The 20,167-nt window shown below is 74.7% G+C and carries 14 protein-coding genes; 5 read left to right on the forward strand and 9 right to left on the reverse strand.

Going from position 1 to position 20,167, the window contains the following annotated elements; genetic code table 11:
* Positions 1-39 precede the first annotated feature (39 nt).
* Positions 40-2,106, reverse strand: a complete 2,067-nt coding sequence (locus ACYX4T_RS18390; protein WP_476010731.1) for a glycosyltransferase — start codon at positions 2,104-2,106, stop codon at positions 40-42.
* Positions 2,107-2,391: 285 nt separating this feature from the next.
* Positions 2,392-3,603, reverse strand: coding sequence for a UDP-galactopyranose mutase (gene glf, locus ACYX4T_RS18395; RefSeq protein WP_476010732.1), 1,212 nt, complete (start codon positions 3,601-3,603; stop codon positions 2,392-2,394).
* A gap of 54 nt (positions 3,604-3,657) precedes the next feature.
* Here glf and ACYX4T_RS18400 point away from each other — a divergent pair, with 54 nt between their 5' ends.
* Together ACYX4T_RS18400 and ACYX4T_RS18405 are read left to right on the forward strand one after the other, a co-directional pair.
* Positions 3,658-4,098 (forward strand): SRPBCC family protein, encoded by a 441-nt coding sequence (locus tag ACYX4T_RS18400; RefSeq protein ID WP_476010733.1) that lies wholly within the window; start codon positions 3,658-3,660, stop codon positions 4,096-4,098.
* A gap of 167 nt (positions 4,099-4,265) precedes the next feature.
* Complete coding sequence (locus ACYX4T_RS18405) at positions 4,266-6,320, forward strand: HNH endonuclease signature motif containing protein (protein WP_476010734.1); 2,055 nt, start codon at positions 4,266-4,268, stop codon at positions 6,318-6,320.
* Between the two features lie 27 nt (positions 6,321-6,347).
* Here the strand turns inward: ACYX4T_RS18405 and ACYX4T_RS18410 are convergent, their stop codons facing one another.
* Positions 6,348-7,778 carry an amidase gene (locus tag ACYX4T_RS18410; RefSeq protein ID WP_476010735.1) on the reverse strand — a complete coding sequence of 477 codons (1,431 nt, stop codon included), beginning with the start codon at positions 7,776-7,778 and terminating at the stop codon, positions 6,348-6,350.
* Positions 7,779-7,902: 124 nt separating this feature from the next.
* Here ACYX4T_RS18410 and ACYX4T_RS18415 point away from each other — a divergent pair, with 124 nt between their 5' ends.
* On the forward strand, positions 7,903-8,865 hold the full coding sequence (locus ACYX4T_RS18415) for a helix-turn-helix transcriptional regulator (protein ID WP_476010736.1): 963 nt from the start codon (positions 7,903-7,905) through the stop codon (positions 8,863-8,865).
* On the opposite strand, the gene ACYX4T_RS18420 is transcribed toward ACYX4T_RS18415, so the two are convergent.
* From ACYX4T_RS18420 to ACYX4T_RS18445, 6 genes are read right to left on the reverse strand one after another with little or no spacing between them, the layout of a single operon-like run.
* Entirely contained in the window at positions 8,862-9,992 is a 1,131-nt protein-coding gene (locus ACYX4T_RS18420; RefSeq protein WP_476010737.1) for an alpha/beta hydrolase, read from the reverse strand. The genes ACYX4T_RS18415 and ACYX4T_RS18420 overlap by 4 nt on opposite strands.
* Positions 9,989-11,404 (reverse strand): APC family permease, encoded by a 1,416-nt coding sequence (locus ACYX4T_RS18425; protein ID WP_476010738.1) that lies wholly within the window; start codon positions 11,402-11,404, stop codon positions 9,989-9,991. The genes ACYX4T_RS18420 and ACYX4T_RS18425 overlap by 4 nt, the downstream gene beginning before the upstream one ends.
* Complete coding sequence (locus ACYX4T_RS18430; RefSeq protein WP_476010739.1) at positions 11,401-11,901, reverse strand: hypothetical protein; 501 nt, start codon at positions 11,899-11,901, stop codon at positions 11,401-11,403. Before ACYX4T_RS18430 ends, ACYX4T_RS18425 begins: the two co-directional genes overlap by 4 nt.
* A complete protein-coding gene (lysS, locus tag ACYX4T_RS18435; RefSeq protein WP_476010740.1) occupies positions 11,898-15,419 on the reverse strand; it encodes a lysine--tRNA ligase in 3,522 nt (1,173 codons plus the stop codon). The genes ACYX4T_RS18430 and lysS overlap by 4 nt, the downstream gene beginning before the upstream one ends.
* Positions 15,420-15,421: 2 nt before the next feature.
* A complete protein-coding gene (locus ACYX4T_RS18440; protein WP_476010741.1) occupies positions 15,422-16,246 on the reverse strand; it encodes a hypothetical protein in 825 nt (274 codons plus the stop codon).
* Positions 16,243-17,121, reverse strand: coding sequence for a DMT family transporter (locus ACYX4T_RS18445; RefSeq protein WP_476010742.1), 879 nt, complete (start codon positions 17,119-17,121; stop codon positions 16,243-16,245). Before ACYX4T_RS18445 ends, ACYX4T_RS18440 begins: the two co-directional genes overlap by 4 nt.
* 259 nt (positions 17,122-17,380) lie before the next feature.
* Here ACYX4T_RS18445 and ACYX4T_RS18450 point away from each other — a divergent pair, with 259 nt between their 5' ends.
* Positions 17,381-19,438 carry an acyltransferase family protein gene (locus tag ACYX4T_RS18450; RefSeq protein ID WP_476010743.1) on the forward strand — a complete coding sequence of 686 codons (2,058 nt, stop codon included), beginning with the start codon at positions 17,381-17,383 and terminating at the stop codon, positions 19,436-19,438.
* Positions 19,439-19,491: 53 nt separating this feature from the next.
* Positions 19,492-20,127: a hypothetical protein gene (locus ACYX4T_RS18455; RefSeq protein ID WP_476010744.1), complete on the forward strand. Its 636-nt coding sequence runs from the start codon at positions 19,492-19,494 to the stop codon at positions 20,125-20,127.
* Positions 20,128-20,167: the final 40 nt, after the last annotated feature.

The raw sequence follows: 20,167 nt of genomic DNA on the forward strand, positions 1-20,167 counted from the left end.
CTCCTCCCGCCCTGCGCAGGAGAAACCGCCGAGGAATCCTCAGCGGAAGCGGTCGAACACCTGCTCGCGCCAGGACTCCCGGCTCACGAGCTCGCCCATGGCCTCCTGGTACCGGCGCCGCAGCGCCGACCACCCCTTCGCGACCTCGGCGTGCAGGCGCACCGACTCGCGCAGCATCGACCAGAACATCTCCCGGTCGCGCTTGCGGAAGGTCACGCCGGAGCCGTCCGAGGTCGTCACCGCCGCCCCGTCGAGCATCGAGAGCATGAACCACTGACCGTGCTCGGCGGGCACGTCGCGCTGCGGGCGCTCGTGGGCGGTCGGGTCGACCGCCCGCAGCTGGTGGCGCAGGCCCCGGGCCAGGGCGGCGACCTGCGCGACCTTGCCCACCGGCGGCTTCGGCCACAGCTGGGCGTCGCGGGCGCCGATCGCCGGGCGGGGCAGCTCGGCGGCGCCGCGGTGCACGGTGCCGTCGGGGAACTCCGCGCGGGTGGCGCGCACGGCACCGAGTGCGGTCGGCAGCGCCCCGAACAGCGCGCGCGGCCCGGACAGGAAGTCGCGCATCGCCATGTGGTGCAGCGCGATCGTCGAGTACTCGAGCAGGAACAGGTGGCGCAGGGTCCGCTTCAGCGAGTCGGCGAGCATCGCGCGCGGGTTGTCCGGGCCGTGCAGCGCCGCGACGATCAGGCGGTTGCGGACGTGGAAGTACGCCTGCCAGTCCGAGGTGTCGTCCTTCTCGACGAACGACATGTGCCAGATCGCGACGCCGGGCACGGTCGCGGTCGGGATGCCGTGGCTGCCGGCGCGCAGGCCGTACTCGCAGTCGTCCCACTTGATGAACAGCGGCAGCGGCAGCCCGATCCGCTCGGCCACCGAGCGCGGGATCAGGCACATCCACCAGGCGTTGTAGTCGACGTCGGTGCGCCGGTGCATCCACGACGTCTCGCGCAGCGGGTGGACGGCGAAGTCGTGGTCGTCCTCGGTGTGCGGGGCGATCTGCCAGAAGAAGCGCCCGCGGTCGACGACCTCCCCCATCGCGTGCAGGTGCGAGCGCGCCTGCAGCGAGAGCATCTGGCCCCCGACCAGCATCTCGTCGCGGGCGAACCGCGAGAACGCCAGCGCGCGCAGCACCGAGTCCGGCTCGAGGACGACGTCGTCGTCCATGAACAGGATCTGCTCGCAGTCGGTGTTCTCGAGCGCCTCGTACATGATCCGCGCGTAGCCGCCGGAGCCGCCGAGGTTGGGCTGGTCGACGATCCGCAGCCGGTCCCCGAGGGTGGCCGCGGCCTCCTCGAACCCGGGCTGGTCGCGCACCTTGGACGACCCCTGGTCCGGGATGATCACCGCGGTCAGCGTGTCGCGGACCAGCGGGTCGTCGCCGAGCGCCCGCAGCGTGGCCACGCAGTCCGCGGGGCGGTTGAACGTCGGCATCCCGACGGTCACTGCGGCGCGTCCGGGCGCCTCGCGGTCGGCGAACCAGCCGCCGGCCACCAGCTCGAGGCTGCCGTGCTCGCTCGCCAGGTCGAACCAGGTCCAGCCGCCGTCGGCGAAGGGCGTCAGCGACACGGGGACGACGACCTCGTGCTCGGTGTCGGGGCCGGCGTCGTGCCCGGTGTCGCCGCCGGTCGTGTCGATCACCTCGCCCGCGAGGTGCACCGCCACGCCCCGCGCGGTGGAGCGGTAGACGTCGACGCGGCCGCGGCCCTTCACCCGCAGGCGCAGCGTCACGGCGTCGAGCACCGACCAGCGCCGCCAGTACGCGGCCGGGAAGGCGTTGAAGTAGGCGGCGAACGAGACCTCGCTGCGCTCGGGCAGGCGCACGCTCGTGCGGGAGGTGACGTCGGCGACCCGCTCGCCGGAGCGCCGCACGTGCAGCACGAACTCCTCGACGGAGTCGTCGTAGGTGCCCGGCCGGTAGGCGGTCGGCGCCGCGCTCTGCACCGAGGTGGCGGTGCCCTCGTCGAGGTAGAGCGCGCGCACCGACGTCGGGTCGGCCGGCCGGGGCAGGATGACGCGCTGCAGCAGCGCGGATCCTGCGGGGCGTGCCGTCATCTCCACCGTCCCGGCGGCGCTGCCGCGCCGTGTCCTGCCGACCGCGCTCGTCACGTCCACGACGGTAACGGCGCGACGCCCGCGGCCCGGGGAGCACCCCGCCGGGCGAGGTCGCCGGCCACCCCGACGGGCACCTCGCGGAGCCGCGGCGGGGGCCGCGGTCGGTCAGCAGACGAGGCCGGTGGGGCAGTTCCGTGGGTCGAACTCGCCCGTCGGCCCCGACGGCGCCGTGGTGTGGTGCGAGGTCGGGTGGCTGCCGCTGTGCGGCGCGGTGTGCCCGCCCTCCCGGTGCTCGCCGCCCGTGGAGTCGGTGCCGAAGCAACCGAACGAGTGATCGGCTCAGGTCTCGGCGAGGTCGGCACCCTCGAACGATGCACCCTCGGTGAACCACGGGGCGATGTGGTTGTCGAAGAGGGTCAACGCCGAGCCGATCGCCATGTGCATGTCCAGGTACTTGTACGTCCCGAGGCGGCCGCCGAAGAGCACCCGGCGGTTCGTCGCCTCCTTGCGCGCGAGCTCGCGGTAGCGCTCGAGCTTGGCGCGGTCCTCGGGCGTGTTGATCGGGTAGTACGGCTCGTCCCCGTGCTCGGCGAAGCGCGAGTACTCGCGGACGATGACCGTCTTGTCCTTCGGGTAGGTCGTCCGCTCGGGGTGGAAGTGCCGGAACTCGTGGATGCGGGTGAAGGCGACGTCCCGGTCGGCGTAGTTCATCACCGGCGTGCCCTGGAAGTCGCCGGTGGTGGTGACCACCTCGGGCTCGAAGTCCAGCGTCCGCCAGCCGAGCTCGCCCTCGCTGTAGTCGAAGTAGCGGTCGAGCGGGCCGGTGTAGACGGTCGGGACGTCGTCGCCGAGCCGGTCCCGCAGGTCGAACCAGTCCGTGTCGAGGAGGACCTCGATGTTCGGGTGGTCGGCCATCCGCTCGAGCCAGGCGGTGTAGCCGTCGACGGGCAGACCCTCGTAGGTGTCGTTGAAGTACCGGTTGTCGAACGTGTAGCGCACCGGGAGACGGCTGACGATCGACGCCGGCAGGTTCTTCGGGTCGGTCTGCCACTGCTTGGCGGTGTAGCCCTCGAAGAACGCCTCGTAGAGCGGGCGCCCGACGAGCGCCACGCCCTTCTCCTCGAAGTTCTGCGCGTCGTTGACGTCGATCTCGGCGGCGTGCTCGGCGACCCACGCGCGGGCCTCGTCGGGCGTCATCGCCTTCCCGGCGAACTCGCAGATCGTCGCCAGGTTCACCGGCAGCGGGTAGACGCGGCCCTGGTAGATCGTGAAGACGCGGTGCTGGTAGCCGGTGAAGTCGGTGAACCGGTTGACGTACTCCCAGACGCGCTTGTTCGACGTGTGGAACAGGTGCGCCCCGTAGCGGTGCACCTCGATCCCGGTCTCCGGGTCCGGCTCGGAGTAGGCGTTGCCGCCGAGGTGGGAGCGCCGCTCGACCACCAGGACGCGCTTGCCGAGCTCGTTGGCGGCCCGCTCGGCCACGGTCAGCCCGAAGAAGCCCGAGCCGACCACGACGAGATCGGGGCTGGCGAGGTCCGGATCCGCACCCATGCCACCGACGGTAGCCGGGGCGGTGGGTGATCCCGGGTCCGGGTATCCGGCGACATGCCCACCGTGACGCGCACCGTGCACTCACCCGCCCCCGTCGGCACCGTGCAGGCCTACCTGCGCGACTTCGCCAACGCCGAGGAGTGGGACGCCGGGACGATCTCGTGCACGCCCATCGACGACACCCCGGTCGGCGTGGGCAAGCAGTGGCGCAACGTCTCGAAGTTCCGCGGCCGCGAGACCACCTTGATCTACACGCTCGAGCGCGACGACCCCGGCCACCTGCGCATCGTCGGGCGGAACAAGACCGTGATGAGCGAGGACGACCTGGTCCTCACCGCCGACGGCCCGGGGAGCACGCTGAGCTACACGGCGACCTTCACCTTCCACGGCGTCGCGAAGCTCGCCACGCCACTGCTCGTGCCGGCCCTGGACAGCCTCGGCGACGAGGCGCAGAAGACCCTGCAGGCGGCCCTGGAGAAGCTCCCGGTGACCTGAGGAACGCCGTCGGCGCGCCGGACCTGGTCGGCTCCCGACGGTGCGGCCCCGTGACCTCGCGTGTCCTCGCGACCCCGGGATCGTTACCGGTCCGTGACCTGGCGGCCCGGGCTCGAGCTGGGGTTTCCCCGCCGGCGATGTCGGGGGTCGGTTCTAGCGTCCTCGGTATGAGCGTGGAGCAGGATCAGCGACCCGGGCTGGCGGCCCGGCTGGCTGGTCGTGCCCCCGACGGCGAGCTGACGGAGCTGCTGGACACGATCGACCCGGCCGGGTTGGACGGGCCGGAGCTGGCGGCGTTCGTGCGGGCCCGGTTCGCGGTGCACAACCGCGCCGAGGCCCAGCTGCTGGCCGGGTTGCGGGAGCTGGGGCTGGCGGCCGAGGACGCCGAGGGGCGCCCGCGGCGGCTGTCGAGCTCGGACGAGTTCTCCGGGGACGAGGTCGCCGGAGTGCTGGGGTGCTCGCGCACGATGGCCTCGCGGCGCCTGGAGCTGGCTGATGACCTGTTCTGCCGGCTGCCTGCCCTGGGCGAGGCGCTGTGGCGTGGCGAGGTGGACGAGACCAAGGTCCGCGCGATCAGCGAGGGCGTCGCCGACCTGGCCGACGATCATGCGCGGGCGGCGGTGGCCGAGGTGCTGCCCGAGGCCGCGGAGCTGCCGGTGATGGCGCTGCGCGAGCGGGTCGGGGAGGTGGCGCTGGCGCTGGACCCGGACTGGGCGGAACGGCGCCGGCGCCGCGCCGAGGCGCGCGGGCGGGTCACGCTGGCGGCGAACCCGTCGGGCACGGCGACGCTGTCGTTCGCCGACGCGCCGACCCCGGACGGGATAGCGTCCATGGCGCGGGTGGAGGCGCTGGCCGCGCAGCTACGCGCGGCCGGGGTGCTCACCCCGGTCAACCAGCTGCGGCTGCAGGTCGGGATGCGCCTGCTCAACGGCTCCACCGCCGGCATGACCGACCCCGACATCGTCGCACTGCTCACGGCCGAGTACCGCGCCGCGCACACGGCCGACGGCAGCAGCAGCCTCGACGACGAGGGACCCGACGACGAAGGGCCCGACGCCGATCCGGACGACGGGCCGGACGACGGGCCGGACGACGGACCGGACGACGGGCCGGACGATCGCGGTCCCGATGCCGGAAGCCCGGCTGACGGCGACCATGGCGACGGGCCGGACGGCCGCGGGCCCGGCTCGGGCGGGGACGAGCCGGTCGGGAGCGACCACCTCGACCTCGACATGCCGGCCCCGGGCCGGGAGACCGCGCAGGGCGTCCTCGATCTCCCCCACCTCCCCGATCCGGTGGTCGAGCCCGAGCGGCGGGACGGGCGGGTCCGCCACGGCACGGTCGAGGTCAGGCTGCGGCTGTCGACCGCGCTCGGGCTCGACGAGCACCCCGCCACCGTCCCCGGCTACGGCGCGGTCACCGCTCCCATCGCCCGCGACCTGCTCGCCGCCCGCCACCACGGCGAATGGCGCGTCGTCCTCGTCGACGGCGACGGGCACCTCCAGCACGTCCTGCTCGCCCGCAGCCGACCAGCGAGCCCCCGCACACGGGGGAAGGCACCGGGCGCGACCCGGACCGGCGCGATCGTCGAACTCCAGATTCCGACGACAGTGCTCGCCGCCCGCACCCCGAACGATCACGGGGCGTGGGCGCCGCTGCTGACCGAACTCCACGCCCGGCTCACCGCCCTCGAGGCCTCCGGCGAGTTCGGACAACCACCCGACGCCGGCTCCGCACCCGACCACTGGCTGCGCCGCCGACCCGGCGCCGAAGCCGAACGCTGGACCCGCACCCGCGACCGGCACTGCGTCGTCCCCTGGTGCCGCCGCCCCGCCCACCGCGCCGAGATCGACCACACCCGCGACCACGCCCACGGCGGCCCCACCGTCACCGGGAACCTCGGCGCCTGGTGCACCCACGACCACCGCGCCAAGCACCACGCCCGCTGGCACGTCCGCCAACCCCTGCCCGGCTGGTTCGTCATCCGCACCCGCGCCGGCATCACCCACACCACCCGACCACCACGCATCCTGCGCCCACTCCCCGCACCCCGGCCCGCCGACCGACCACGAGCACTGCCCCACGACGGGTGGCCCGACCAGGACACCGAACACCTCGACGACTGGCGCCGACACTTCGCCGCCCACTTCGGGCGCACCCCCACACCACCCGCGACGACACCGCCGGCCCGTCACGACCCCGACGACCCGCCCCCGTTCTGAGGCCGTCCGGAACCCACGTGGCAGGGGTCAGGTGAGGGTCGGCGGGCGGTGCCCGGACCAGGGCATCGCCTGTTCCAGGTCGGCGGCCAGCGCGATCAGCGTCGACTCGTCGCCGTACGGCGCCACGACCTGCACACCGACCGGCCAGCCCTCCTCGGTGCGCCCGAGCGGCAGCGAGATCGCCGGGTTGCCGGTGACGTTCGACAGCGCCGTGAAGCCGGCCGTCGAGAAGATGTGGTCGTACCAGCCGCGGGCGTCGCGCGAGGCGTCGTTCTGGTCGAGGTACCCGAGCGGCGTGTTCGGCACGTTCATCGTCGGTGTCAGGACGACGTCGTAGCGCTGGTGGAACGCCGCGACCGCCCGCCGGGTGGCGTTGAAGACGCGGTCGGCGGCGTAGAGGTCCGACGCCCGCAGGGTCCGGCCGTGCTCGGCGCAGGCCAGCGTCGCCGCCTCGAGGTGCTCCGGCCCCGGCGTCACCCCGAGCGCGGCGGCGAGGACGTCGACGCCGTCGGCGAGGAAGCTCGTCCAGGCGACGAGGTTGGCGGCGTCGAACGCCTCCGCGTCGAGCTCCGGGCCGGCGACCTCGACCGCGTGGCCCAGGCCCTCGAGGGTCCGTGCGGCTGCCTCGGTGGCCTCCGTGCACCGCGGGTCGACCGCGCCGTGGCCCGAGAACGGGGTGGTCCAGAGCGCCACCCGCAGCCGGCGGCTCCCCCCGGGGACCTCGTCGGCGTAGGGCCGCGGCGGGTCGGGCAGGAGGTACCGGTCGCCGGGCTCGTAGCCGTGCACGGCGTCGAGCAGGCCGGCGGCGTCGCGGACCGTGCGGGTCACGGCGAACTCGACGCCCATGCCGAGCAGCGGGTCGGCGTAGTCGGGGCCCGGCGAGGTGCGCCCCTGGCTGGGCTTAAGGCCCACGAGGCCGCAGGCCGCGGCGGGGATGCGGATGGAGCCGCCGCCGTCGTTGGCGTGCGCGACCGGGAGGGCACGGGCCGCGACGAGGGCGGCCGAGCCGCCGGACGACCCGCCCGGGCTGCGCGAGGTGTCCCAGGGGTTGTGCACCGGACCGGTCGCCACCGACTCGGTCGTCGCGTTGAAGCCCAGCTCCGGGGTGGCGGTCAGGGCGAGGGTCGCGAGCCCGGCGCGGCGGAAGCGCGTCATGAGGTGGGTGTCGGCCGGCATCGGCACGCCGTCGCCGAGCAGGCGCGTGCCGGCCCGCTGGGGGACGCCGGCGGCGTGGGCGATGAGGTCCTTGATGGCGAAGGGGACGTGCGCGAACGGGCCGTCGGCGGCGTGCTCGAGCGGCGCGTCGAAGCGCTCGCCGACCACGGCGTTGAGCCGGGGCGCGACGTCGTCGAGCGCGGACGTGGCGGCGTCGCGCACCTCCTGCGCGGACAGCTCGCCGTCGCGCACCAGGGCGGCGAGGGCGGTGGCGTCGAGCTCGGCGTACTCCTCGAACTTCACGGGACCTCCGGGTGGTCGTGGTCGGACGACCGTGGCGCCCGGCCGCCCCGCGCACATCGGTCAGTCGACGGATACGGCCGTCGTCCCTGGTCCGGCGTGCCCGACGCGCGTAGCTTCGCGAGGCATGACGGCGGTCGTCGCGGCCCGCGAGCTGCGGTCGTTCCTCCGGCGTCACGGCGCGCGGACCTCCGGCTCGGCCCGCGCCGTCCTCGACGGGCTCGCCGACGTGGTGCCGGCGGACTGCGTGGCCCTCTCGCGGTGGGACCCGGCGGCCGGCGAGCACCGCACGCTCGCGTCGTCCTACCCCGCCGCGGTCACCACGCTGATCGACCGGCGGATGCACACCGACCGCCTGTTCACCCTGGTCCGCGCGGGCCGGCAGGCGGTGCGGGTGCGGGACCTCGAGCCGGCCCGGCGCCGCGGCGAGGTGTTCGAGCGGATCATCGTCCCGCAGGGCTTCCGCGACGGCGTCACGCTCTGCCTGTTCACCGCCGACGACCGCTACGTCGGCATGGTCAACGCCAGCATGCTCGACGCCCGGCACCCCGACGACGACACCGTCGCCCTGCTCGAGCTGCTCGCGCCCGACCTGGCCGCCGCGCTGGACCCGGTCCCCGTGCCGGCCCCGCGGACCGCCGCGCCCGGGTCCGACGGCACGGACGGCCTGCTGGTCGAGCGCTCCGAGCGCGTCGCGGTGCTCTCGGCGGGCGGGCGGCCGGAGCTGGTCGCGCCGCCGTCGCCGCTGGCCGGGGTCGTCGCGGAGGTCCTGGCGGGCGCGCCCGTGCCCGGGCCGGTGCTGCTGGTGACGGCGGCGGGCGAGGTCGTCGGCGTCGACCTGCACCCCACCGCGTCGGGCGTGCTCGTGCTGCACCGGGCGGTGCACCCGCCGGCCGGGCTCACGGTGCGCGAGCTGCACGTGCTCGACGGCGTCGCCCACGGCCTGTCCAACCCGGAGATCGGGACGCGGCTGGGGATCAGCCCGCGCACGGTGGCCACCCACGTCGAGCACGTGCTGGCCAAGACCGGGGCCCGCAACCGCGTGGCGGCCGCCCGCCGCGCCGCACGCTGGGGCCTGCTCCTCGGTTAGGGGCCCTGGGGGCAGGTCGCCACCGGCGGGCCGGCGCCGATGCGGCCCGCGATCCAGGGCAGCGAGTCGGAGAACGCCTGGGAGAACACGTCGAAGGTGTGCCCGCCGCCGGGCACGACGACCTCGCAGGTCGCGATCCCCGCCCGCCGGGCCGCGGGGACCACGGTGCCCAGGGCGGCGTAGGGCTCGGGGTCGGCGTCGCCCACCTCGAACCAGCCGCCGAGCCCCGGGAAGCGGCGCGTGGCGAGGATGTCGGCCGGTTCGTGGGCCGCGAACGCCTGCGGGGAGCCGCCGAAGAGCTGGGCGACCGCGGAGGCGGTGTCGGCGTTCGTGTCGCCGGCGCGGGGCCCGGCCAGCCCGGCGTAGTCGCCGAACGTGCCGAACAGGTCGGGGTGGCGCAGGGCGAGCACCAGCGCGCAGGAGCCGCCCTCGGACAGCCCCGCCACCGCCCAGCCCCGCCCGGGCGCCGCGGTGTGGAACACCTGCTGGACGAACGCGGGCACGTCGACGGTCAGGTAGGTCTCGGCCCGGCCCGCGGGGCCGTCGACGCACTCGGTGTCGGCGTCGATCGCGCCGTTGACGTCGGGCATGACGAGGATCGGGGCCGTCCCGCCGTGCGCCGCGGCCCAGGCGTCGGCGGTGGCCGCGGCCTGGCCGCCGTCCAGCCAGTCCTGCGGGGTGCCGGGCGTGCCGTGCAGCAGCACGACCACGGGCAGCTCCGGGCGCGGTCGCGCGAACCACGCCGGCGGCACGTAGACCGTGCCCGGCCGCGCCACGAACCCCGAGGTCCGCCCGGGCAGGGCCGTCGTCGTCACGACGCCGCGGTCGGGCCGGTCGGTGCGCGCGAGCAGGGCGGCGAGCTCCACCTCGTCCGACGGCGGCAGGCCCACGACGTCGCCGAGGGTGCGGAAGTAGTCGAAGTGCGCGTTCACCCCCGCCGCCGCCGCGACCAGCACGAGCACCGAGGTCACGAGCAGCGTGATCGTCCGGCCGAACCGGCTGAAGCGTCCGAGGCGGCTGCGCAGGACGAGCACGAGCAGCAGCACCACGCCGAGCGTCAGCAGGGCCAGCGCGCCGAGGAACGAGGTGGTCGTGATGTCGATCTCGGCGACACCGCGGACGCTCACGCCGGCACCGGGACCCCGTCGTCGGAGCCGGCGTCGCGCCGCGCCCGCCGCCGGGCGAGCGCGGCGAAGACGAACGGCGGCGAGGAGAGCACCACGACGGCGACGGCCAGCAGGCTCACGTAGGTGACCGTGCTGCCCGTCGCGAGCTGGCCCGGGGGCACGAAGCCGAGCACGAACGCCACCGCGAGCCCGACCAGGCCGACCCCGCCGACGAGGTAGACGCCGGGCAGCCCGCCGGGGATGCGGTAGGGCCGCGGCACGTCGGGGCGGGTGTGCCGCAGCCGCACGACCGCCGCGAACATCAGCGCGTACATGACGATGACGATCTGCGCGGTGACCGCGGAGAGCATCCAGTACGACGTGCTCACGCTCGGGACCAGCAGGAACAGCAGCGTGAACACGGTACCCGCGGCGCCCTGGAGCAGCAGCAGGGTCACCGGCACCCCGTGCGCGTTGCGCCGGCCCAGCCGCGGCGGCACCGACCCCTGCGCCGCCACCGCGGCCACGCCGTTCGCGGGGCCGAGGATCCACGGCGCGAGGTGGGCGATGCCGCCGAACGCGACGACCAGCGCCAGCGGGGCGACGACCCACCCGAGACCGAGGCGCTCGAGCACCCGGGAGAAGAGCTCCATCGTCCCGCTGACCAGGCTGATCTCCCCCGCGGGCACGACCATGGCGAGGAAGAGCGAGCCGAGCACCGAGAACACGACGACGACCCCGACGCACAGGGCGATGGCCCGGGGCACGGTGCGGCCCGGGTCCTTCGTGTCCCGGGCGTGGAAGCCCGCCATCTCCATGCCGGTGAACAGCAGGATGATCCCGCCGAGGAAGGCGAGGTTGTTGATCTCCACGTCGGGCACCAGCGCGCCGGCCGAGAACGGGATCTGCGTCGGGTTGCCCTGCGCCAGGTAGGCCGCCGCGAGCACGACGACGCCGATCGCGGGGACGATCGACCCCGCCACCGTGCCGACCGAGCCGATCCACGACGACGTCCCGACCCCGCGCAGGCTCACGATCGTCGTCGCCCAGAAGAACGCGAGCATCACGACGACGAGGAAGACCTTGTCGGTGGCGAGCGACGGGTCCAGCGCGTAGGCGAGGCTCGCGGCCATGAACGAGAGCACGGTGGGGAACCAGGCGACGTTCTCGGCGTAGTCGCACCAGACCGCGAGGAAGCCCGCGCGCTCGCCGAACGCCTCCTTGACCCAGGCGTAGACGCCGCCGTCGCGGGGCCAGCCCGTGCCGAGCTCGGCGGCGACCATCGCGATCGGCACGAGGAACACGACGATCGACAGCGCGAACAGCGCCAGCATCGACCAGCCGTACTCGGCCATCACCGGCAGGTTGCGGACGCTGACGATCGCCGCGATGTTGATCATCGCCAGGGCCAGCACGCCGAGCTTGGCGTTCACGCGGCTCCCTTCGCGAGCAGCGCCGCGTCGATCCGGTCGGCCACCACGTCCTCCGCGCCCCCCGCAACCACGACGACGAGGTCGCCGTACGTGCGCACGGTCGCCGACGCCCGCGGGCGCACCGCCCCGGAGATGCTGCGCGCGGCCGCGTCGCGGTCGGCGTCGTCGGCGAAGGCGTCGGCCTGCACCGTGGCGGTCTGCCCGTCCCGGCACTCGACGGCCACGACGAGCGTGCGGGCGGCGACGGCGTCGGTGGCCCGCGGGTCGGCGAGGTCGCTGCGCCGGCAGACGACCAGCCCCGCCGCGGTGAGGTCGGCCTGCAGCGCGTCGAGCGCGCCCGCGCCGCGCGGGCCCGGCGAGCTCCGGTCGCGGCTGCCGGCGATGACGACGACGGTGACCACGACCGCCAGCGCCATCGCGACGAGCACCACCACGAGCACGACGTCGCCGAAGCCGTTCCCCCGGGTGCGGCGGGGGTGGCGCTCGATGACGCTCACGCCGCGGCCGGGGTCGTCGTGTCCGGCGCCGCCCCCGACGGCGCGGGCGCGCCCCCGACGGCGGCGGGCACGAACATCGGCCCGAGCCCCGGCACGGCGAGGAAGCCCTCGGCGCCGGCGTAGAGCAGGCCGACGCGCGGCAGGTCGGCGGGACTGCGGTAGGCGAGCACCCGCGGCAGCCACTGCGGTCCGAACTTCGCGTTGAAGTCGTGCAGCGAGCGGACCTGGAAGAACGGGTTGAGCACGCCGACCGCGCGCCGGGCGAGCTTCTGCGTCGCCGTGAACGGCACGTCGTCGGCGAACAGGCGCCCCCACATCGCGAAGTTCATCGACAGCCGGACCACGCCCCGCTCGGCCAGGGCCAGGGCGCTCTTCGCGATGAGGAACTCGGTCATGCCGTTGGGCGCGCCGGGGTCGTGGCGCATGAGGTCGAGCGTATAGCCGAACGTCGTGCCCGTGGCCGGGCCGCCGTACGCCGGCACCAGGCGCAGGAAGCCGCCGGGCACGCCGTCGGCGTCGAGCGCGACGCAGAGCAGGAAGTCGCTGTTGGCCGCCGCGCCGGTGATGTCCTGCGAGAGCGACATCGTGAAGCCGCGCTCGGGGTTCTTCCCGCGCCACTTCTCCGAGATCGCGTTGAGCGCCTCGACGAGCTTCGGCGACGCCGCCGACTCCGCGAGCAGCTGGAACCGGTGGGTGCGCTCGACGCGCCGCACCGCGGCCCGCACGCTCTTGCGCTCCCGGCCCTCGAGGGTGAACGACGGGCAGTCGATGATCGCCTCGTCGCCCAGGTAGAACGACCGGAAGCCCCGCGACGCGAGCAGCCCGCCCTCGCGGGTGTCCTCCTCGCGGGCGGCGAGGAACGCCGGGGTCCAGGCGCGCCGCTCGCACATCGCGAGGAACTCGTCGACGACCGCGGGCAGCGAGGCCTCGTCACCGATCGGGTCGCCGGCGGCGAGCGCGTACCCGCCGAGGTAGGTGTAGGCGATCATCGCCCGGCCGTCGGAGCCGAAGAAGAAGCTCTTGTCGTCGCGCAGCGCGAAGGCCGCGAGCGTGTCCCAGCCGTAGGTGTGCACGAGTGTCTCGGCGCGGGTCCAGTCGTCGCGGGTATGCGGGTCGCGTGCGGTGAGCGGCCGGAAGAGCAGCACGAGGAACACGACGAGCCCGACGATCCCGAGCGCGAGCAGCGCGTACGGGAACGTCTCGGCGAACACGCGGCGGTCGAAGACGTACGGTCCGTCGAGCCCGACGAGGCCGCCGAAGATCGTCTCGAGGCCGCCCCAGAACGTCAGCGACGGCGTCATCCGCCCGCTCTGCAGGCCCAGCGAGACGAAGCCGAACGCGAGCACCGCGGCCAGGTAGATCGGGACGAACCGCAGCAGCCGCAGCAGCGACGGCGGGTCGGCGGGCGCGCGGAACTGCCCGCGCGCGACGATCAGCAGCACCAGCAGCGCCACGCTGATCCCCAGGCCCACCTGGTGCGGTCCCTTGAGCACGTGCGCGACGACGGCCACCGCGGACAGCACCACCGCCACGCGCCAGGCCGTCTGCTTGCGCTTGGCGAGCTGGTCGGCGAGCAGCAGCAGGAGCAGGCCGATCGCGGCCGAGAGCACGTGGCCGGTGACGGCGAACCACGGCGGCACGAGGTCCACCTCGACCCGCTCGCCGAGGCGCTCGTGGACGACCGGCATGTGCACGAGCAGGTGCAGCAGGCCGGCGAGCGCGGTCAGTGCGGCGACGAGGGTGACCGTCCAGGGCCGGCGGGGCGTCTCCGGCGGCCGTGTCGCACCCACCGCACCCACCGCACCGGCCGCACCCGCCGCACCCGCCGCGCTCGCCACCGCGACCGGGGTCTGCGGCACCGCGGCCGTCAGCGCGGCCGCCGGCATCGGCGTCGGCGGCAGCACCGGGCGGTGGGCACCGCCGGGGCCGCCGCCGGGCGGCGGGGCGAACTCGGGGCGCAGCGTCGGGAAGAGGATGACCTCGCGGATCGAGTCGACGCTGGCCAGGAGCATGACGAGCCGGTCGATGCCGATGCCGAGCCCGCCGGTCGGCGGCATCCCGTACTCGAGGGCGCGGACGTAGTCGAGGTCGATGTCGCCGGCCTCGGGGTCGCCGTTGCGCTTGGCCTGCGCCTCGGCCTCGAACGCCGCCATCTGCTCGGCGGGGTCGTTCTGCTCGGAGTAGGCGTTGCAGAGCTCGAAGCCGGCGACGATCAGCTCGAAGCGCTCGCTGTACGCGGGGTCCTCGCGGTGCGCGCGCGCCAGCGGCGAGACCTCGCGCGGGTAGTCGATGCAGAAGACGGGGCCGACGACGTCGTGCTGGACGCGCTCGTCGTAGACCTCCTTCATCAGCCGGCCCGCGCCCCAGCCCTGCTCCCAGGCGATGCCCAGCCCGTCGAGGATCCGGCGGGCCTCGTCGAGCGGCATGTCCGGATGCATGACCGCGCCGGTCTTCTCGGTGATCATGTCGGCGAAGCGCTGCCGGGGCCACGGAGGACGCAGGTCGATGGCCTGGCCCTGGTAGTGGACGGTGATGTCGTCGGAGAGCGCCGCGTGCGCGGCGGCCACGACCATGCCCTCGGTCAGGTCCATCATGTCGTGGTAGTCGGCGAAGGCCTGGTAGGCCTCGAGCATCGTGAACTCGGGGTTGTGGCGGGTGTCGACGCCCTCGTTGCGGAACACCCGCCCGAGCTCGAACACCCGCTCCATGCCGCCGACGATGAGCCGCTTGAGGTGCAGCTCGAGGGCGATGCGCAGGTACATGTCGAGGTCGAGGGCGTTGTGGTGCGTGACGAACGGCCGCGCCGACGCCCCGCCCTGGATGCTCTGCAGCACCGGGCCCTCGACCTCGGTGAAGCCCTGGTCCGCGAGGTGGTTGCGGATGGCGCGCACGGCGGCGTGGCGGATGCGGAAGATGTCGCGGCTGCGCTCGTTGACCTGCAGGTCGGCGTAGCGCTGGCGGTAGCGGGTCTCGACGTCGGCGAGGCCGTGGTGTCCCCCGGCCGGCGGGCGCAGCGCCTTGGCCAGCAGCGCGCACTCCTCGACGCGGATGGAGAGCTCGCCGCGCCGGGTCGTCATCACCCGGCCGCGGATGCCGACCCAGTCGCCGCGGTCGAGGTCGTCGATCGCGACGTGGGCGTCGTGGCCGACCACGGCCGTGTCGACGAAGAGCTGCACCGCGCCCGTGCGGTCGCGCAGCGTCCCGAAGCTCAGCCCGCCCTGCCGGCGCATGCCGGTGAGGCGCCCGGCGGCCCAGACCTCGTCGTCGGTGACGGTGTCCGGGGCGAGGTCGGCGTGAGCGGCGCGGATGTCGGCGAGGGCGGTGTTCTCGCCACCGTCCACCGGCCAGCGGTACGGCTCGGTCTCCCCCGCGGCGCGCCGGGCGGCGAGCTTCGCGGTGCGGATGTCCTGCTGGCCGAGGTGGACGCCGTGCTCGTCGGGGTGGTCGTCGGGGTGGCCGGTGTCCTCGTCCGGGCCGGGCCCGTCGGCGTCGGGGTGGGCGTCCGTGGGGGCGTCCATGCTCAGCGTGCTCCCTCCTGCTCCCGCGACTCGACCGGCACCGACGGCTCGGTGGGCGGCGCCGGCTCGGTGGGCTGCGCCGGCTCGGTGGGCTGCGCCGGCTCGGTGGGCTGCGCCGGTGCGGCCGGCGCGTTCGGCGCCCCGGCCACGGCGTCGACGAACGCGTTCCACCGCCGCCGCTCGCGCTCGGGGAAGCGGCGCAGGCTCCGCAGCCGCTTGCTCGAGCCCTCCGGGTAGCGCCAGCGCGCCCAGGGCGAGGTCGGGCGGGCCAGGCGCACGGCGCCGACGAGCGCGAGCACCGGGACCAGGAAGCCGAGCAGCCCGAGCAGCGGGCGGCCCTTGGCCAGCGCGACGACGCACAGCAGGCCGTTGATCACGATCGTCCCGATGACGACCGTGATGCCGTCGGCGGTGTCCGGGTCGAACGGGTTGAAGCCGAGGACGAGCAGGGCCATCAGCGCGCCGACGACGAACACCGCGTCGACCGACACCCGCCCCTCGCGCTCCCAGTAGACGTCGGAGAGGTGCAGCCAGAGCGCGAACTCGTCGAGGGCGAGGGCCGCGCCTGCCCCGAACGCGGCGGCGAGCACGTAGCGCCAGGGCGGCTCGGGCGAGTACGTGAACTCGGCGACGCCCGCCACGAGCATGAGGAAGATGCCCCACACCAGGTGGTGGAGGTGCACGCCGCCCACCGACTGGTTGCGGAACGGGCCCTTCCCCGCCCGGATCAGCCGCACGACGACGCGCGTGGCGAGGAAGACGACGACGAACGACCCGAACATCCAGGCCGCCGCGGCACGTGCTTCGAGGTCGATGGTCAGGCTCACGGCGCCCCCACGGGCTCGGGCTCTCGGGTGGAGGTCGCGGCCGACGACCGCGACAGCGCGGCGGTGGCCGCGACCATGGCGACGACGCAGGCGCCGACGAGGGCCCACTCGAGCCCGTCGGCGCGGACCTGCTCGCCCAGCACGACGACGCCGAGCACCGCCGCGACGACGGGCTCGCCGACGGTCACGGCGGGCAGCGACGCCGCGAGCGGGCCGGCCCCGAAGGCCGCCTGCTGCAGCAGGGTGCCGCCGACCGCGGCCGCGACCAGCGCCCACGTCTCCCATGCGGTGAGCAGGGCGAGCGGGCCCTCGCCCAGCAGGTCGACGACCGACTTCGTCAGCGCCGCGACGAGGCCGTAGGCGAGGCCGGTGGCGACCGCGAGCATCGCCGCGCGTCGCGGCCCGCGCCGCCGGCCGGCGACCACGACGGCCGCGACGAGGGCCAGGAGCAGGGCGACCAGCGCCGGCCACCAGACGCGGAACGGTGCCTGGTCGACACCGGCGGTCGGCTCGCCGACCACGACGAACAGGGCGAGCGCGGCGACGAGCACGAGCGCCCACCGCACCTCGGAGCGTCCGATGCGCCGCCCGGTCAGCCGTGCCTCGAGCGGGAGCGCGAACAGCACGGTCGTGACGAGCAGCGGCTGGACGAGCAGCAGCGCGCCGACACCGAGCGCCGCGGCCTGCACGACGAAGCCGCCGGTGTCGCCGACCGTGCCGGCCCACCAGCGCGGCGAGCGGACGAGGCGGGCGATCAGCCGCCCGCCGCGCGCCTGGTCGTCGGGCACCGCGGCGGCCGCGCCGCGCTGGGCCACGGACGCGATGGCGAAGAGGAGGGCGGCCAGGACCGCGAGCGCGCCCGCGAGGAGCGTCACCTCGCCGCCCGGCCGACCGCAGTCACCCGGTCAGTGGAGCACCGAGTGACCACGCAACGCGACAGGATCTCCTCGTAGCCACCCTATCGGGCGAGTGGCATCCCATCGTCACGTCCGAAAGGTGACACCGGGTGGCAGGGACGGGCGCGGGGCGCTCCGGCGTCCCACCAGAACCCGACAGGAGCGTGAGTACCGTCCCGTGCCCGGAGGCGAGGTCCGGGTCCGCGGACGTCACCGAACGGGAGGACCCGGGTCGACCATGCCCAGCGCCGGCCCGCTCGACGACCGTCCGACCCGCACGACGGCCGCGGACCCGCGCACGGAGGACGCGACGGCGCGCCGCGCGCGCTTCCGCCCCGAGATCGAGGGGCTGCGCGGCCTCGCGGCGGTCCTCGTGGTGATCTATCACGTCTGGGTCGGTCGGGTCTCCGGCGGCGTCGACGTCTTCTTCTTCCTGTCCGGGTTCCTCGTCGTCGGCATGCTCGCCCGTGGCGCGGGGCGCGGCACTCTCCGGGTCGCGGCGACCTGGCTGCGGTTGTTCTGGCGCCTGCTCCCGACGGCGGGCCTCGTGCTGCTGGTCAGCGCCGTGGGCGCGATCGTCGTCATGTCCCCGCTGCGCTGGTCCCAGAACGTCTCCGAGCTGCTCGCCTCGGCGTTCTTCCTGGAGAACTGGCGGCTCGCCGCCGACGCCGTCGACTACTACGCCGACAACAGCGCGGCCAGCGTCGCCCAGCACTTCTGGTCGCTGTCGGTGCAGGGGCAGTTCTACGTCGTGGCGCCCGTGCTGGTCCTGCTCGTCGCCGGCGGCGCCCGGTGGCTGGGCGCAGACGTCCGGCGCAGCCTGCTCGTGGTGCTCGCAGCCGTGGGCGCGGCGTCCCTCACGTACTCGGTGATCACGACCGCCGCCGACCAGCCGTTCGCCTACTTCGACTCCCTCGCCCGCGCCTGGGAGTTCGCGATCGGTGGCGTGCTGGCCCTGACCATCGAGCGCTTCCGGCTGCCGCACGGCCTGCGCGTGTTCCTGGGCTGGCTCGGGGTCGTCGCCCTCGTGGCCTGCGGCGCCGTGCTCGATGTGGGGGCCGGGTTCCCGGGCTACCTCGCGCTGTGGCCGGTCGCGGCCGCGGCGGCGGTGGTGGTCGCCGGAAGCACCGCTTCCGGCCTGGGGGTGGACCGGCTGCTGACCTCACGCGCCGGGCGGTACCTCGGAGAGATCAGCTACCCCCTCTACCTGTGGCACTGGCCGGTCCTGATCCTCTACCTGGCGTTCCGCAGTCGCGATGAGGTCGGGCTGGTCGGCGGCCTGGGTGTGGTGGCGCTGTCGGTCGCGCTCGCCGTCGGCTCGCACCACCTCGTGGAACGGCCCGCGCGCCGGATCGCGCCGGCCGGACCGCCCGCGGGGCGACCCGTCGCCCTCGTGGCGGCGACGCTCGCCCCCGTCCTCGTCGTCCTCGTCACCTGGCACGCGGCGACCGACCGGCGCGCGGGCGCCTACGTCGAGCTCGGCGACCCCGACCACCCGGGCGCGGTCGCCCGCCTGCCCGGGTTCGTCTACGACGGCGCGCCCGACCCCCCGTTGCGACCGTCGACCGCGGCGGTGGTCGACGACTGGGTGGAGTACCAGCACGACTGCGTCGCCCCACCCGAGCGCCCCAACCTCGAGCTCTGCACCCACCTTCCCGCCGAGACCCCCGACCGCGTGATCACCGTGGTCGGCGACTCGCACATGCAGCAGTTCCTGCCGGCACTCGAGCCGCTGGCCCTCGAGCGCAACTGGGAGATCCGGACGTTGATCCGGCCCGGGTGCCCGTTCTCCACCGGCTCGGACGCCAACATCGGCGAGGTCCCGTGCCTGGAGTGGAACGCCGCGGCGATCGAGCACCTCCTCGCCGAGCCGCCCGACGCGGTGCTCGCCGGCGCGACCCGCGACGTGCGCGCGGGACGCACGGAGGAGACGCCGCCGGGATTCGTCGAGGCCTGGCGACGTCTCGACGCGGGCGGCGTCCCGATCGTCGCCCTGCGCGACAACCCGCGCTTCGACTGGTGGCCCGCGGAGTGCGTGGAGACCAACGGCCGCGGCGCTCCGGAGTGCGAGCTGCCGCGCGACGAGCTCTACGCCGAGCCGCCGTACGCCGCGGTGGACGTCCCCGCCAACGTCGGCTTCCTCGACCTCACCGACCACCTCTGCACCGAAACCGTCTGTCCCCCGGAGATCGGCAACGTCATGGTCTACCTCGACGACAACCACCTGTCGGCGTCCTACGCACGAAGCCTCGCCCCGGTCGTGTCGCTGCTGTTCCCGGCCGCGCTGGATCGATGAGCACCCGGGAGGCCCGCCGCCCCCGGCGCGGGCGGTTTGCGAGGATGCAACGGATGCGTCTCCCTACCGCGGTCGCTGCCACCGCACTGCCCGCCCTGGCGCTCGCGGTGCTCGGCAGCTCCCACCCCGCGGTGCTCACCCCCGAGTCGGCGCAGTGGTGGCGCGACCTGCACGTCATCGGGCTCGTGCTCTTCCCGCTCCTGGCGCTCGGACCCTGGGCCGTCGTGCGCGCCGCGCGCCCCGCCGGCCCGCTCGGCTGGGTGCTGGAGGGACTCGCCATCGTGCTGGGTCTCGTTTACGCCGCCTTCTACGGCGCGCTCGACGCGCTCGCGGGGGTCGGCGGCGGGCACGAGACCATGCGCCTCGGCCCGGGGCCGTGGGTCGCGACGCTGTTCGAGATCGCCGACGCCCTCGGCATCCAGGGCGCCTACGCCTACCTCGCGGCGAGCGTGCTCGCGGCGGTGCTCGCGCTGGTCCGCGCCCCCGGCGCCTGGCGCCTGCTCGCCGCGGTCGGGGCCCTGTTCGCGGTCGTCGGGGCCTGGTCGTTCCTGACCAGCCACATCTACTGGCCGTTCGGCGTCGCCACGATGGTCATGCTCGCGATCGGGCACACGCTGCTCGTCGTTGGGGCGACCCGCCCGACGGTCCCCGGTCGCCGCCGGGGCGCCCCGGTGGCGGCCGCGGCGTAGCCCGCCCCTTCGTCGACCCCTCGTCGGCCGGCGCCGACCG

This window comes from Actinomycetospora sp. ABD4_176 (assembly GCF_056311855.1).